We start from the raw sequence: 15,389 nt of genomic DNA on the forward strand, positions 1-15,389 counted from the left end.
CCCGTTCGAGCGTCCGAGTTCCCGATTGAGATCACAACCATACTCTCCATTTCCAACGACCAGCGGAGTGAAGCCCAGCGAACGGAGCTCGCGCTATATCAGCAGCTCGAACTGGTGAATCGCAGTCTCGCCGCCCTTCCCTCGCCTCATTTCATTTATGCGGCCGCAGCCGATTTTGAGCCGGACGGAGCACTTCGACCTCCGCCGGGTCCCAGGCCTGTCCACGTCTTACACCGCGGGGATATTCGTCACCCCCGCGCTGAAGCGCTGCCGGGGGGACTTTCGTGTCTCACGGGACTCACGTCTCGATTCGAGCTTGCTGAAAACGCCCCTGAATCCGCACGACGAGCCGCTCTCGCGAATTGGATTGTCTCCCGGGAGAATGTCCTTACCTGGCGATCGATCGTTAATCGTGTCTGGCACCATCATTTCGGACGAGGGCTCGTCCCCACGCTCAATGACTTCGGGCATATGGGAGAGCGGCCCTCTCATCCCGAGTTACTCGACTGGCTGGCCATTCAATTCCGGGACAGAGGACAGTCGCTCAAGCAACTGCACCGCATGATCCTGACCAGCCAGACATACCGGCAAAGTTCTGCAGTTACACTGCCCACCGCACAGGATGCCGATGTTGATGTCGATCGAGCGGACATTGCCACCACCATCGATGCCGACAACCGGTTCCTCTGGAGGATGAACCGCACTCGACTCGACGCGGAATCACTCAGAGACTCAATCCTTGCGATCTCGGGACGGCTGGACCTGCGGATGGGGGGCCCGTCCGATCGCCATTTCGACCTTCAACCAGGAATCCATGTCACCCCTCATGTCGACTACGTGAAGTTTGATCCTGCGAGTGATCAAGGACGGCGACGAAGCATCTACCGCTTTCTCTTCCGAACACTGCCTGATCCTTTTATGGAAGCGCTGGACTGTCCCTCGGGTGACCAGATCACTCCCGCAAGAACGACCAGCGTCACGATTCAGCAGGCTTTATCCCTTTGGAATGACCCCTTCGTCACACGTCATTGCGAATTCATGGAAGCACGAATCAATGACCTTGTGTCAAAGCAATTCCCTCTTGAAGCCGATGCCGACAAACGCGTCGATGCCTGCATCCCACTGGCGTTTCGCATGATTCTCCTGCGACGCCCGACTGACGCTGAGACGAGAGATGTCGCCGTCTACATTCGAAAACACGGCGTCGCCAATCTCTGCCGGCTGCTCATCAACTCCAACGAATTCATGTTCGTCGACTGAGTCTGGAATCGCATGCCATGGGAGGCCGTCAAACGACAAGGGGCTGGCTACAGCAGCCTTGAATCAGGCCTGATTAAAAGCGGCAGCGGCCGTTTCCGCATCGTCGAACAGGGGCCACAACCGATCGAGGTGTGTCACTTCAAGCACCTCGCGACAGTAAGGCTGTAATCCGGCCAGCCCAAACTTGGCGGCAGGCTTTCGATTGAGCTGTTTCCAGACGCGGAAGAGTGACTCAATGAACGACGATCCGAAAAACTCCGTTGCGTGCAGATCCAGCACGAGCAAAGGATGAGTCACCGATTCTACGATCTGCAACAGCTTCTTGCCGATTTCGACGACGTTCACTTCATCGAGATGCTTGAGGTCTTCACCGAAGACGATGATCGTCACTTTGCCATCTCGATATTCCGTCAGAGGCCCATTAGTTTGCATGATCGTCTTCCTGGTCACTCCTCACACACGCGTATCAGTATTCTTGTCCGTTCATCGAAACATCATACCAAAAACTGACGAGAACTTCTTTCAGGAGCATTCAACGTCACGACTGGTACAATTCGCGAGAGAGTTCCTCCATGCCACACAAAACGCGTGCCTAACACGATTATTTTTTTGAGCATTCAATTTCCGGAACGCGATCGCCGATAACTTTGGGTGTCGGGCAGATTCGGGCCGACTTGACGATCCATTTGACGGATCCCAACAGAACTTCAGCAGCAAGCGTTTACGAACCCGTTTCGTGACGCCGTACGCCGGGAAAGATGACGTTCCCCCAGACCGCCCGTTCGTCCGGAACTCTGTTTCCGCACGCATCAATTTAGGGGAATGCAATGTCTCGTCGATCACAGTACCGGTTGAATCGTTTGGCATGCGTCAGTTATGATCCTATCCAGCCGATTATCAGTTTTCCTGTCTTGCGAATTCGCTTTAATCGGCTCATCAAGGAGGGACAGACTAACATGGACGTCTCAGGAGTCGGATCAGCTTCCGGAGCGACACCCGCTCGTGCGGTAGCTCCTATCACCAATGTTCCACAGCCCACATCAGCGTCGCCTGTGCTGGCGCCGCAAGATGAACTTGAAATCTCCTCGGCGGGTAAAATGTTGGATCGACTCAGCGAAAGCCCAGAGATCCGGGCACAACGTTTAGCGCAAATCCAGGAAGCGATCGAAAACGGTGCCTATGACACCGATGAAAAACTGGAAGCCGCGTTGTCAAAGATGTTTGATTCTCTCGGTCTCGACCTTGACGAGTGACACCTCTTCAGCCACTGGCTGAATCGCCCCCTTCGGGCGTTCGGTATCGCATTAGTCATTGATCTTGAAGAGAGGTCGATACAAAATAGAAATAGTGCGCTACTGAATTATCTCGTGTGAGATGGGAGAGTGTTTCGTGTCGGATCTGGCCACGATGAACGTGACCGTTGCCCCGGTTGATAAGTTCCGTGAATTCCTTTTGACCAAAAAAATGCGGCTAACCCCCGAACGGGAAGCCGTGGTGACCGCGATCTACTCTACGCACGACCATTTCGATGCCGATCAGTGGATTGACAGCCTTGCTGGCCGTAAAGGATCCATGCAAGCCAGCCGCAGCACCGTCTACCGGACGCTGAATCTTTTACAAGAGGCAGGCCTGATCCGAAAGGTGGCTCGCGCCAACGATCGGGAAGTTTACGAACACGACTACGGCTACCCGCAACACGATCACCTCATCTGCAAAAAGTGCGGTGAGATGATCGAGTTTCCGAACGAGATGATCTCAGACGTACTCGAGACCGTGGCCGCCACGCATGGTTTTCGCATGTCGGGACACCGCCTCGAAGTCGACGGCATCTGCGCCACCTGCTCCCGTCCACCTCAGCGATCCCATCGCAGGCTGGACATGATCTAAATTGCTATTTTTACAACCTTGCTCCACCCTGCAGGGTCTCAAGTGACCGCCAAACGAACAGCGGGGCTGATCTTACTCGCGTTTGTCGTCCCTCCTGGCCGCAAAAGTGACGCAGCCGATGATTCACCAGCCCTCATCGACCCAAGTCGATGAGGGCTGTTTGCGGGAATCAACGCCACGCGGCTACTGCGTAACGGACGGCTCTTTCCTTTCCCGCAGGCTCCACCATGCGGATTTCGGTAACATTCCAATCCCGATGATCACCAGGTTAAAGAGAATGAATAGCCCGAGGTTGCGGATCGTTCCCTGCTTGAATCCATAGGAATGCAGACCCGCTCCCAATGCGTTGACGCCCCACCATGACCAGCTCACAAAGATGTTGCCGGCAACGGCAAGCACCGCCAGACCACGTTCCTTCACCATCCCGCCCCAGCGAGCGTGCAGAGCGATCGCATTCCACAGCACGATGATCAGAGCGGCATTTTCTTTGGGATCCCATCCCCAGAAGCGTCCCCACGAGTCATCGGCCCAGAGACCTCCGAGCACCGTACCAACGAAACTGAAGAAGATCGAGAAGCACAGCGTTCCGTAGATCATCCGGTGAATGTCGCGACCTTCTTTGGCTGACAGCGACGGTGTGCAGACGCCACGAATGATGTAGGCAATCGCGAAAAGCCCCGCCAGATACGTCGTCGCATAGCCAAGTGTGATACAGGTCACGTGCGTTGCAAGCCAGAACTGCGTATCGAGCACCGCCTGCAGCACAGTAAACGTATCACCGTCGGAAGCAAGACCGTCTGCAATTAACAAGGTCGCGTACCCGGCCGCGGCAGCGACGAGATTACCAATCCCGATACGGTAGATCAGTTCGAAGATCAGCCCCATCACAACGCATCCCCAGCCGATGAAGACGGCCGAAGAATAGAGATTGGTCACAGGCGGCCGACCCGAAATAATCAGTCGAGCAACGATGGCCGCCGTGTGCACCACCAGCGTCACCAGCAGTACATAGAAGGCAGCCCGGTTAAAGCCTCGTGGCCAGAACAGCCAGCCGAGTGCGCTCAGCACGAACGCCAAAATGTAGATTCGACTGGCGTGCGTGAATGGCTGAGCGTAATTGAAGTACGACTCCAGTCGAATGATCGAAGGATTCACGTCGCTGGGACGGTCCTTCGACACCAGTTCGAGCACCCGATCCACAGCCTGATTGAACATGGCTGGCTTCTCATCGGAATACGCCTTAAGAACCTGCTCCCAGGCGGCGACCACCTGATCTTCTTCACCGTTCTTTTTCATCCGGTTAGGGATATCGAGCAACCAGGCGCGTGACAGAATATGCCAATTGTCCTCGGCATCCTTCGGCCAGACAGAGAACACGGGCTGACCTTCTTCTTCCAGTGCCTCTGCAAACTGGCTGACCATCTGGAATGACCTGAGGACTTCCTGCTGTGTTTCACCCCGAATGCGGTGCTGCAGCCCGAATGCAAATACCAGGTTATCAAACGTGGAAACCTTCTCAGCCAGTTCCAGGATCTTCTTCTGGTAGACGCTGATCTCTTTGCGTTCCTTGGCCTGGCTTCGAGCCAGCCGGACCTGCTTTTCAAACTCTTCGCCGTTCTTGCGAATGTCGCTGCGAGAGTACCGCATGCCTTCGCGTTTCTTGACACCAATCGTTTCCTGGACTTCCAGATTCTCGACACGGAAGATCTCGCGCTCATCGGCGACCTTGGCTTCCGAGATGACTTCCAGCAGCCATTGAATGGCGGGAATTCGTTGCTTGGCACCTTCCTCACCGACGGTCACACGGGTTCGCCCCGAAATTGCCAGCAGCGCAGAAGTCGCAGCCGTATCGAGCGGCTTCGTACGCCCCTCTGACAACACAGGGATCTGCCCGAACCGATACAAATCCATCGAAAGTGTTTTTGGCTTCGGCGGTGCAGCCACGCTGCCGAAATAGGTGATTGCGCAGATTGCCAGAGCAGAAGCAAACAACCACGACGCCCATTCTTTCGGTGCATCCGCCTGAGGACTTTCCGGCTGAGCGGAAACGGGAAGCGTCGGTTTCATCCCCAGCTTGCTGGCCAGCCGCGCTGCGCGCTCAGCCTCTTCCGCAGACAAGTTGACCGTTTCACCTCGGGTGAGGAAGTTGATCAGCAATGTCATGAAATGGGTCAGCATTCCGATTCCGACGAGCATGCAGCCGACGTAGGGCATCATCCAGCCCGTATTGGCCACCACCGAGAGAGTGGCATGCTCAATGCCCGAACTTGGCTCGCGGAAGTAACCACTCTGATAGAAGGTCTCATCCGCAAACCGCAGAGGATTGTTCATCCAGATCGTTTTGACCTCGTCCACGTTGCGATCTGAATCCTGGATATGGACGGTTGATGCGTAGCTGCGGGGCGTATTGGTGCCGAGGTAGTCTTTCTTGCTGACGTCCTTGAGCTCGAAGACGTAGCTTTTGTAGTAGCGTTTGGGACGAAGAGCGATCTGGTAAACCTTATCCCCGACGCGGACCTCATCGACTTCATCACTCATCGACAACGTCCAACTGACCAGATAGGTCCCCAGCGGTGTTCCGTCCGCCTTCGATTCCAGGGTCACGTACGCGGCGGGCGAATCGACTTTGCTGTCACTATCGGTTCCGGTGCTTGCCCTGATTTCGTCAGCCATCCAGACCAGCCCCGCGCCGGCCGTGGCGGGGTTTTTGTCCTTGGACGTGACACCGCGAATCCTCGCGTTTTTCAGATATCCTGACACGGTCATCCGGAACGGCAAATCGGGGTGGTCGATTGGCTTGGTGTCCAGAACAAGTGATTTCGGAATCGCGATGACCTTATCCGCTTGCGGATCGGTGACATCGCTGACGGCAAGTTCGATCGTACGAATATCGTGTACGTAGTTTGTCCGCTCCCCTTCAACCAGATTCATCTGGGTTTCAACGGCCGTCAGTGCCACGTGCAATTCGTAGAACATCATGAGACCGATACCGCCATGCAGTAGCACGATCCCGGCCCGTTTGCCGAAGACCGCCCAGCAGCCCCCGAGCAGAGCCAGCGACGCAACGGTCCCCTGAGTCAATTGCCACAGAATTCGGAGCGATGCATCCGTCGGCCGCCCTGCTTGACCGCGTGAAATGAACCAGAACATCAGCACCAGCAGGCCGATCCCCGTCCCCCCTGTCGTGACACGCAGGAACATCTGGCGACTCCAGACATCGCTGGCTTTTGACAGCGGTTGTTGAAGCAGCATCCAGAATCCAAATCCCGCCGCGATCGCGGCCAGACCCAGGAACCCCTGATACCCGATCCATTGCGTCGAGTAAGGAACTAAAGGCTCACCCTGGATACCTCGGGAGTTTCCACCGGCCGCGACAATCGCCCAGGTGACCAGACAACCCAGCGCGATACTGACCAGCCCTGCAAACAGCCGCTGACCCCGGGCCACGGCTTTGAACCGCACCAGATGTGCGGAAAGCAAGTTGATGGCTAACAGCAGACCGAGCAACTTTCCGCCGGGGAAGTAGATTCCGCCAGGAACAATCCAGGGATCTTCCGAAAAGAAGGATGCGGGGAAAAAGACCTGAAACGGCACCCAGGCAAACCAGCACCGGAAGTAAAGTCCGATGACTTCCCAGATATCCATATCAACCTGAGCGAACGTCCCCGCCAGGATGAGAAAAATGGATAAGGCGAACAGCACGACCGTCAACTTCAATGACGCCGCAGGCTCCAGAACCGTTTTGATTCCACGCCACAGCGCACTGCCAGTTGCTACCGAGCTCGATTTTTCACCGGTCAGCGTTCCATCTGTTGCCATTAAACACCTCGCCGTCAGCTACAGGACCATCTCGATCGAAGTCCGCAGTTAGTTATTGCAGTCACTCGTTTCGAGGTTTTCGAAACGAGCATTAATCACAACTTGAGTCCACTTACCGCTGCGTCATTGCCCCGGTCCCGCAGACCAGAGGCTTCACGATCCACTTTTCAAATTGAGAGACTTCAGGAATTCCTCGAATCGAATCCGTTCCCGTTCGACGAGCGGTGCATCACCCATCAGCTTGATGAACCACATCTGTCCCTGCTCTTCGACGATTACACCGAAAATCGACCGGTCCCCCTCGGTCATCTCGTACAGGCTTCCTTTGAGCCCCCCGACGCTTACCTGACGTGCTGATTGCGCCAGCTCCTCTTCTGTCAGCGGCCCCAGCCCAACCTGACCACGCCACCGGTTCACATTCAGCAGCGGATTTCCACCCGCACGCGTGACTGTCACCGAGGCCTTCTGCTCGCCATCGGCAACCTGCAGCGAGACGACCGCAAACGCTGCAGGAGGTCCTTCAGTCCATCCTTCGGGTTTGTCGAACGGAAGCGACGGCTTGTCAGCCCCCCCTTCCGTGGCCGCGGGTTGGTTACGTGCCGTCTGGGCAGGAGGCAGACTCATACTCGCCGGCTTTGGTTGCGGGCGACCGACGATGTTGAGCCAGTAAGCGACTCCATCGCCGACGGGCAGCTTTTCGGCCTGCTGATCCAGATCCTCACTCTCAATCGGAGGAAGCGATAACTGGCCTCGCCAGCGGTTGATATTCATGACCACCTGGTCTGTCACTGGAAGATCCTGCCGGGAAGCAAATTTCGTCACCGACATCTCGATCGGTGGTTCTCCGCTCAGCAGAATCGTCGCATGTCGCATCTCGTTCCCGGGCTGCTGGCGCCAACCTTCGGGAAGGGTCCACTGCAGATCGTCGGCAGGCCCGAACTTTAATCCCTTGAAGAACTCTCGAAGCTCGCTCTCCCGTGCCGCAATCGCGTCCATGTTTCCCTGCAGTTTGAAGAACCACAGCAGAGAGCTTCGCGGAATGACGAGACCAATCATCCGCTCGGGCTTGGGATGCGTCCGCTCATACTCTGCGAGAAACTCGGACGATTGCAGGGTTTCATGTTTGGGAACCGTATACTCCGAGATCGTCTCTGACTGTTCGCAACCTGTCAGAAACAGAAAGCTCAGGGCACAGATGCCCACCATCCCGCTCCACAACTCTCCCCGAGTTGCCGACGTTTTCAGGCGGCATCCGTCAGGAGCGACGCCAAGGCCTGCCGCAAGGGATCTCGAACTTGCCCAACAAACCGGAAGCGTTTCGGCCAGTCGCGAAACAAATACGGACGTTGATTTGATCACGTCAAACAGGTGAAGGTGGGACACAGCGATCCTCTGTCATGCGAGCGAGGTACGAACTGTTCTCGTACCGATGGGTTGATCAAGTCAGGCGGGCAAACGGGGCGGGACCATTCGGCGGCTCCGGTTTATTATAACCTTACAACTGGCAGAAAGCACCACAGTGCCCCGCCGCGACAGCCGGATGCGACAAAACGTCATCCCTCGCCCCTCGGAGGGACCCGCGATTTCAAACAGGCGAATCCGCCCGACACACAGGGATTTCATGCCTGCGACCGGAACAGCTCTCCCGCTTTGATAATTCCCCCCTGCATCACGGCAATAAACCGCTTCCGGTCTTCGAGAAGCGAAATATTGCCAATCACATCGCCATCCACGATCAGGACATCGGCCAGTTTGCCCGCTTCCAGCGTGCCCAGTTCGTGTTCGCGGCCCAGGATTTCCGCACCCGTCTTCGTGGCGCACGTCAGCACTTCGAGGGGTGTCAGACCAACGTAGTTGACGAAAAAGGACAGTTCACGGGCGTACTGGCCATGTGGGTTCCAACCAAAACCGTAATCCCCCCCCATCCCCAGGCGGCCCCCTGCCCTCAGGATGCGCCGGGCACTCTCGGCCCCACCCTCCAGGGTCTCCTGGTGACCGTCGATTACTCGTTGCGACAGGCCAAATTCCGATCCACGTTCGATGCTGGCCAGCTCAAAGTACAAGGCGGGCACGACAGGGGTGTTTCGTTCCAGAATCATCTCGAGCGCCTCATCGTCGACGAAAGTGCCGTGTTCGAGAGTGTCGTAACCCGCTCGCAGGGCATTCTTAATCCCCTCGGTCGCGCGACAATGTCCCGTCACTTTGAGGCCATGGTTATGAGCCGTCGCGACAACAGCGTGCATCTCTTCGAATGTCATACACAAGGTGTGATGATCATTGACATCCGGTGAGGCGGCGTCGCCGGTGGGGTAGGTCTTCACCCACTCCACACCATCTTTCACGAGTTTTCGCACGGCGGCACGTGCCTCATCCGGCCCATTCACCAGCAGCACCAGCCCATCCATACCGATCTTGCGATAGTCGGGATTCCAATCCATCAGCCCCCCGACACCACAAATTTCCCGACCACTGGCGGCCAGTCGGGGCCCCTGCACCAGATCGCACTCCAGGGCCTTTTTCAGCCAGACGTCGATATTGAACAGACTGCCACCGCTGCGTGCTGAGGTGTAGCCACACTCCAGAGCCAGCTTGGCATTGCTCGCCGCCAGCAGCGTCACATATTCAACGGGATACTTGATATCGAGGTCTTCCAGTGCCTCGACGTTGAAGTACGTCGGATGGAAGTGTGCTTCGATCAGACCGGGAAGAATCGTGCCTCCTCGTGCATCAATCACGGTCGCGTCCGGCTCAACCTCGGGGGCCTGCGCAACGGGTCCTGCGTAGGCAATTTTCCCATCGCGGATCACGATCGTGGCGTCCTTTATCGGCGCAGCGCCGGTTCCGATGACCGCGGTCCCGTTGGAAATGACAGTACAGCCGGTGGCGGTCTTCATAGATGCAGTCCCTCAAAAACACCTGCGAGGCGTCGAAAAACGGGTGTCGTACTTTAGGAGAATGAGAGCCTTTGGTAAGAAAGACTCGATCGCCGATCATAGCATATTAACAAGAACTGTCCGAACGTGGTTGCCAGCCTCAACCTGCATGAACTATAAGATCAATCCCATTTCCCGGCACACCCTTCAGTCAAGTCTGCAAGTGGAGATATCACATTGGATTTTGGTGACCTGGTAAGCGCAATTCGGATTGTCGAGCTGACCGTGAAACAGCGGCCTGCCGCCATTCGAGCGCTCGTCCAGGCCGCCAACTGGGAAGATGAAGGGATCGCGCCGGACACCGTTCTCCAGGCTATCGAAGAACGAGAAGCGGCCGCACAAACTCTTGTTTCCAGCGACTTTGCCCTTCCACATGCCTTTGTCGACTGGGATGGTGATTTCCGAGTCGTGCTCGGCCGCAGCCGTACCGGTATCGATTATGGTGTCCCGAGCGGCCAAAGCGTCAAACTGGTGGTCCTGCTGGTCATCGGACGGAAACTACTGCAAACGCACGTCGAGGTGCTGGCCGGGCTCGCCGAACTGCTGAAGCTGCCAGAGTTCCGGCAGCAGTTGATCGATGCCAAAGACACGCGCACGATTGACGCGTTGCTATTGGCCAAAGCGGGGGTTCAACCCGACCAGCGCCCCGCCCGACTGCCGGGCATTCCACGACTGACGCAACTCATCATCAAGCAGGCCATGCAACTGGTCGAATCACTCGGTGCTCAGGCACTTCTGATCGCGATCGACCGCGTGGAAAGCGTTCCCTGGGACACCCTGTCCCAATGGAAAGGGCGATTGCTGATCGTCACCACGGAACACAGCGAAGATTTCCACATTGAGCGAGAAGACACGCATGTCTTCGAAGGCCTGCATGCCTCGCTGTCACGGATGGACCGGGCGAATCTGGGTCAGCTGCTGGCCTCGTCCCAAAACCTGCTGCACGAAAAGACCAGCGTCATCTGTGTGACCGGCCCCGACGGTCGACGCCTCGACAGCATCACGGTCACCAAACCCGAAGCCCACTTCCGGGCCATGCTGTCAGAAAAGAATCGCCGCGGCGTCGACGTCGTCCGCCCCGCCGTCATGCTCCGCATCCTCTCGCTTGCGGTTGAGATTGCCGCAGAAGGGCGTGAAGCACACCCGGTCGGTGCCATGTTCGTCGTCGGTGACGCCCGGAACGTGTTGAGGAATGCCCAACAACTGGTGCTCAACCCGTTCCACGGTTACTCGAAACAGCTCCGCAATGTCTTGGACCCCAGTCTTTCGGAGACGATGAAAGAGTACGCGCTGATCGACGGCGCCTTCATCATTCAGGGAGACGGAACCGTCCTGAGTGCCGGTACCTACCTGATGCCCAAGTCATCTCCGCCTGGCCTGCCGCAGGGACTCGGCGCACGGCACCAGACCGCTGCCGCGATCTCTGCCCATACCCTTGCCATGGCCATTACGGTCAGTCAGTCCACCGGGACGGTCACACTCTTCCGAAACGGAACCGCCGTCTTCACACTGGAACGCGCAGCCACCACCAAGTGGTGATGCCCGCCTGACGGATCCAGCACGCGGCCCCATCAAAGCCATCTCAAGGAGGGATTTCGGTTGATTACTCGCATTACAGGTAAACTCGTCCGCTTGGGCGAAGCCGAAGCCCGGATTGATGTCGGCCCCTTCGAATACGAAGTCTTCGTGCCCGAATTTGTTCGCCGCCAGCTCCAGTCGCTGCTGGGCGATACCGTCAGCCTGAAGACCATCGAGTACCTGGAAGGAAATCCGCAGCAGGGGCGACTGACTCCCCGACTGGTCGGCTTTCTCAGCGAAGCGGAACTCGAATTCTTCGAGCTGGTCTGCTCAGTCGACGGCATGGGAGTAAAAAAGACGCTCCGCTCGATGGTCCGGCCTGTCCGGGAAGTCGCCGAAGCCATTGAAGAACAGAATGTCAAAGAACTGAGCCTGCTCCCGGGGATTGGCCCGGCGATGAGCGAGCGGATCGTGGCGAAACTGCGTCGGCGAATGGCCAAGTTCGCCCTGATGGTCGCTAAGGAATTTCCCGAAGCCAAGACGGCCGAAAAAGGTGTCCTGGGTGAGGCGATGGAAGCCCTGATCAGCCTCGGCTTCAATTCTGTCGAAGCCCGTGAAAAAATCGACGCGGTCGCCGGCGGCAAAACGAAATTCAAAACGGTCGAAGACGTCATCCTGGCGATTTACCAGCAGGAAAAATCCTGACGGGCGTTTCAGAGGATCCGCCCTCGCAAACCTTGTCGCCAACCCCGCATCTCCATCGTCCCCGCACCCGGGGATCCGGGACCGCTCCACACTCGGGGTGTTGGCCCGCCGCGGCCTCACTTTTCCGATCAACTGACCTCGCAGAAAAAAATGTGTTGAGCAAGTTGAACAAGTTGAGCAACTTCGACACAAACCCCTATTTTTCAGGCACCTGCCGCCGTTATTGAAGTTGCTCAATTTGAGCAACATGAGCAACTTCCAAATATCGGAAACGAGCCGGAATCAACCCGGATCCGTCGCTCCTGTCGCCGTGAATCGTTCTCCTCAGACACAGGTCCCATTGCTCCAAAACGAAACGGGTGACCATCGTTCGTATTCGCGGCTGGTGATCATACGAGACACGCAACAACACGTCAAGATTTTTTGTCGCAGAAACGCGTTTCCGATTCTTCGGCGAGACCGGGGCCCCTGGCCTCACCAGTCTCCCCGTGAGACCTGGAACACTCGAGTCCCGGGCGAGGACAGCTTTGCCACAGGTTTCGTATCGCGTCCGTCGATCGACCCAGGTCGGTACGTCATTTGCCAACATATCCATCCTGACTGGGTCTCCGCGTGTCAGGCCGTGGCTGACGGTCTTTCATCGGAAATTTGGCTCAGCGACTGGGGCAGGCCCACTCGCTTGTAACGCTTTTTCAGGGAAACCCGGTCTGACGCGGGCGTAAGCGCGCTGGCGTAAGCGGAGTTTCCGCTCTTTGATCAGGTTTCCACAGGTACCAAATTCCGCCGAAGGAGGAGAGATCAAAATGAAAGCCGACTCGTGCCTCACAACGTCGTTACTCGAAGGAGCGATCTCTGGACTGATTGCGACGGCCCCGATGACCGGGGTCATGGTTGCTTGCAAGCAAATCCTCCCGCCGCAGGACCAGTACCCATTGCCGCCTCAGGAAATTGTTGAAGACGTCGCTCAAGTGGCGCAGGTCCGGGAGGTTCTCGAAACGGACTTGAAGCAACCGACAGTCTGGACAGCGCACTACGGCTACGGTTCGTTGATGGGGCTGCTCTATGGAGCGGTCACTCACGGAGATCGAACGCGATCAATCCCCCGGGGAATGGCGTACGGGATGGCGGTTTGGGCGGCCAATTACCTTGCAGCGCTCCCGGCCGCCAACAGTAAGGCCAGCGCACCGCAGGAATCGCTCGCCCGAAACGCGATGATGATTGTCAGCCACCTCGCCTGGGGGGCTGCGCTGGATTACTGCTATTCCTATTCGTCGACGCAGCAGCAGCATCAGACCGCGGCTCGTCAGCCCGGCAAGAATGAAACGGCTCTCGTCTGAAGAGCGATTGAGACGTAGCTGGCTTAGTGGCGCAGCGGATGATTCATCATCGTCTGGATGAACTGCTCATTGTGGAGCAATTCATAGAGATCCTGCGCCAAATCATCAACGATTGCCCCGTACTGTCGCCGCAGTCCATCGGGATCCGCTGTCGAGCCGGGTAACGGGAGACGCTGACGCCACAAGAGAGATCGGAAGAGAAGAGGCCGCAGAAGTTCATAGACATCCATCGCCGTGGCGGCACGGATTCCGACCGACAGGGAACAGGAATCGGTTTCAGCGCTCGTCCGATGCCAGTATCCACTCGGGATATAAAGCCAGTCACCCTCATGCAGTTCGTACTTGACGGCCCCCATCACTTCCCGTTCGAATCGCTGATCCTGGGGAATCGCGTCCATGAGAGGCCACGGATTCACCGTGTTCTTTTTGAGCCACCAGGTTTTCGCACCACCCGTCTGCAGCACGAAGACTTCTTCCGCGTCATAATGCCAATCAAACCCCCTGTTCCCAGCCGGGGTCGCATAAAAATGAATGTCGACGGGCCCCTTGAGAAGTTCTTCAAATCCCCTCGCCAGATTGGCCAGACCTTGATCATGCTGCTGGGCGTGGCGAACGCCCACCGTATAACCGTCCGCCCGCAGAGCTTCGTAATCTGTGGATTGGGAGATGTGCCCCTGTCGGGTGGCAATGACGTCCGCCCCAGCGGTGGCCAGCAACCGAGCGAGAACGGTTGTACTCCCCAGTGGACCAAGCGAGAAACATCCCTCCCGTTTCAAAAAGGGAAGCCGCAGATAGAAGTCTTGAAGAAAGGAAAGATCCAGTCCATTTGGGAGTGCACTCGCCACGACCGGTGAGTTCTCAAGCATGGCGGTCCCTTGGAATGAAACAGGGCACTTCCGAGTGATGACGCCAGGCGTCAATCAGAGAGACTCTTCTGAAGCAACATGACGGAAACAGGCCCGGTTCGGGTCTTCGATCTCGTCTCCCGCGGGAACGATAGAAAGAGCGGGATCGACATTCGCCGATCCCGCCCTCTGTTAAGACTATCGATCGTCACGAGACCCGCCCAACAGGCCTGAGCGGAAAAGATGGTAGAGAATCACAGACAGCGTACTCACGGCAGCAGCAACATAGGTGAGCGCAGCGGCATCCAGAACCTTATCCATCCCTTCTCGCTCTTGCGGCAGGATGATACCGGCATCGACGACCAATTGCTTCGCTCGAGCAGACGCATCAAACTCCACGGGCAGCGTCACGATCTGAAACAGCAGCGTCATGGAAAAGATGGCGACTCCGATCAGAAAAACCCACGGATGCACGAACAGTCCGATTGCCATGACCATGTAACCCAGGCTCGACCCAATGCCGGCGACCGGGACCAGCATCGACCGGAGTCCGAGCGGCCCGTAATTGGTCGCGTGCTGAATGGCATGTCCCGCTTCGTGCGTCGCCACACCGATCGACGCAACTGACCGGCCATGGTAGACCTCGTGTGACAGCGCCAATCGCCGCAGTTGCGGATCATAGTGATCCGAAAGCTGACCTTCTGTCTCCACAATCCCGACGGAACTCAGACCGGCATCGTTCAGCAGTTGCCGCGCAGCCTCAGCCCCCGACAGCCCCCGTGCTGTACCGACCTGCGAATAGTGTCCAAAGGCAGTTCGCACCCGGTGACTGGCCCACAACGACAGGAGCAACCCCGGCGCGATAAATAGGAAGTACATTGGATCAAACATCGGCATATGCATTGTCTTCAAATCCTCTTACGCAAACATCTTCAGCAAGCTGACCAATATCGGTGAACGAATGAAGGCGGGAACTGGATCACAGAATTGCGTTCTGAAGCTGACAAAGTGACTGTCAAAACACTCACAAAGCAATTTCCGTTCCAAACCCTTGGCGAGAAGTGCGGCCTGAGTGTCAGGGCAGT

The 15,389-nt window shown here is 56.9% G+C and carries 12 protein-coding genes; 6 read left to right on the forward strand and 6 right to left on the reverse strand.

The window, feature by feature from the left end; all coding sequences use genetic code 11:
- Positions 1–1,260, forward strand: a 1,260-nt coding sequence (locus VGE80_RS10920; protein ID WP_440592691.1) for a DUF1553 domain-containing protein, incomplete at its 5' end; no start/stop codon positions are given.
- Positions 1,261–1,323: 63 nt separating this feature from the next.
- On the opposite strand, the gene VGE80_RS10925 is transcribed toward VGE80_RS10920, so the two are convergent.
- Positions 1,324–1,692 carry an STAS domain-containing protein gene (locus VGE80_RS10925; protein ID WP_373649263.1) on the reverse strand — a complete coding sequence of 123 codons (369 nt, stop codon included), beginning with the start codon at positions 1,690–1,692 and terminating at the stop codon, positions 1,324–1,326.
- Between the two features lie 395 nt (positions 1,693–2,087).
- Between VGE80_RS10925 and VGE80_RS10930 the strand changes: the two genes are divergently transcribed.
- Together VGE80_RS10930 and VGE80_RS10935 are read left to right on the forward strand one after the other, a co-directional pair.
- Positions 2,088–2,513 (forward strand): flagellar biosynthesis anti-sigma factor FlgM, encoded by a 426-nt coding sequence (locus tag VGE80_RS10930; protein ID WP_440592692.1) that lies wholly within the window; start codon positions 2,088–2,090, stop codon positions 2,511–2,513.
- 136 nt (positions 2,514–2,649) lie between these two features.
- Positions 2,650–3,147, forward strand: coding sequence for a Fur family transcriptional regulator (locus VGE80_RS10935; RefSeq protein ID WP_373649265.1), 498 nt, complete (start codon positions 2,650–2,652; stop codon positions 3,145–3,147).
- A gap of 183 nt (positions 3,148–3,330) precedes the next feature.
- On the opposite strand, the gene ccsA is transcribed toward VGE80_RS10935, so the two are convergent.
- From ccsA to VGE80_RS10950, 3 genes are all read right to left on the reverse strand, one after another.
- Entirely contained in the window at positions 3,331–6,966 is a 3,636-nt protein-coding gene (ccsA, locus tag VGE80_RS10940) for a cytochrome c biogenesis protein CcsA (RefSeq protein WP_440592693.1), read from the reverse strand.
- A 153-nt stretch (positions 6,967–7,119) separates the two neighbouring features.
- A complete protein-coding gene (locus VGE80_RS10945) occupies positions 7,120–8,349 on the reverse strand; it encodes a hypothetical protein (RefSeq protein ID WP_440592694.1) in 1,230 nt (409 codons plus the stop codon).
- Positions 8,350–8,585: 236 nt separating this feature from the next.
- Positions 8,586–9,860 carry an amidohydrolase family protein gene (locus VGE80_RS10950; RefSeq protein WP_440592695.1) on the reverse strand — a complete coding sequence of 425 codons (1,275 nt, stop codon included), beginning with the start codon at positions 9,858–9,860 and terminating at the stop codon, positions 8,586–8,588.
- Between the two features lie 216 nt (positions 9,861–10,076).
- Between VGE80_RS10950 and VGE80_RS10955 the strand changes: the two genes are divergently transcribed.
- The 3 genes from VGE80_RS10955 to VGE80_RS10965 all read left to right on the forward strand — a co-directional run bounded on the left by VGE80_RS10955 (position 10,077) and on the right by VGE80_RS10965 (position 13,459).
- Positions 10,077–11,438, forward strand: a complete 1,362-nt coding sequence (locus VGE80_RS10955; RefSeq protein ID WP_440592696.1) for a diadenylate cyclase — start codon at positions 10,077–10,079, stop codon at positions 11,436–11,438.
- A gap of 60 nt (positions 11,439–11,498) precedes the next feature.
- Positions 11,499–12,122 carry a Holliday junction branch migration protein RuvA gene (gene ruvA, locus VGE80_RS10960; RefSeq protein WP_373649271.1) on the forward strand — a complete coding sequence of 208 codons (624 nt, stop codon included), beginning with the start codon at positions 11,499–11,501 and terminating at the stop codon, positions 12,120–12,122.
- Positions 12,123–12,925: 803 nt separating this feature from the next.
- A complete protein-coding gene (locus VGE80_RS10965) occupies positions 12,926–13,459 on the forward strand; it encodes a DUF6789 family protein (RefSeq protein WP_440592697.1) in 534 nt (177 codons plus the stop codon).
- Between the two features lie 23 nt (positions 13,460–13,482).
- Here VGE80_RS10965 and VGE80_RS10970 read toward each other — a convergent pair whose 3' ends face one another.
- Positions 13,483–14,325: a JmjC domain-containing protein gene (locus VGE80_RS10970; protein ID WP_440592698.1), complete on the reverse strand. Its 843-nt coding sequence runs from the start codon at positions 14,323–14,325 to the stop codon at positions 13,483–13,485.
- A 177-nt stretch (positions 14,326–14,502) separates the two neighbouring features.
- Positions 14,503–15,207 carry a zinc metallopeptidase gene (locus VGE80_RS10975; protein ID WP_440592699.1) on the reverse strand — a complete coding sequence of 235 codons (705 nt, stop codon included), beginning with the start codon at positions 15,205–15,207 and terminating at the stop codon, positions 14,503–14,505.
- Between the last annotated feature and the right edge of the window lie 182 nt (positions 15,208–15,389).

Source organism: Schlesneria sp. (genome assembly GCF_036405755.1).
GTDB classification, from domain to species: Bacteria; Planctomycetota; Planctomycetia; order Planctomycetales; family Planctomycetaceae; genus Schlesneria; species Schlesneria sphaerica.

Coding starts and splice junctions, on each gene's coding strand:
- VGE80_RS10930 (WP_440592692.1), top strand. CDS start 2,088: ATGTCTCGTCGATCACAGTACCGGTTGAATCGTTTGGCATGCGTCAGT.
- VGE80_RS10970 (WP_440592698.1), bottom strand. CDS start 14,325: ATGCTTGAGAACTCACCGGTCGTGGCGAGTGCACTCCCAAATGGACTG.
- VGE80_RS10950 (WP_440592695.1), bottom strand. CDS start 9,860: ATGAAGACCGCCACCGGCTGTACTGTCATTTCCAACGGGACCGCGGTC.
- VGE80_RS10975 (WP_440592699.1), bottom strand. CDS start 15,207: ATGCATATGCCGATGTTTGATCCAATGTACTTCCTATTTATCGCGCCG.
- VGE80_RS10965 (WP_440592697.1), top strand. CDS start 12,926: ATGAAAGCCGACTCGTGCCTCACAACGTCGTTACTCGAAGGAGCGATC.
- ccsA (WP_440592693.1), bottom strand. CDS start 6,966: ATGGCAACAGATGGAACGCTGACCGGTGAAAAATCGAGCTCGGTAGCA.
- VGE80_RS10925 (WP_373649263.1), bottom strand. CDS start 1,692: ATGCAAACTAATGGGCCTCTGACGGAATATCGAGATGGCAAAGTGACG.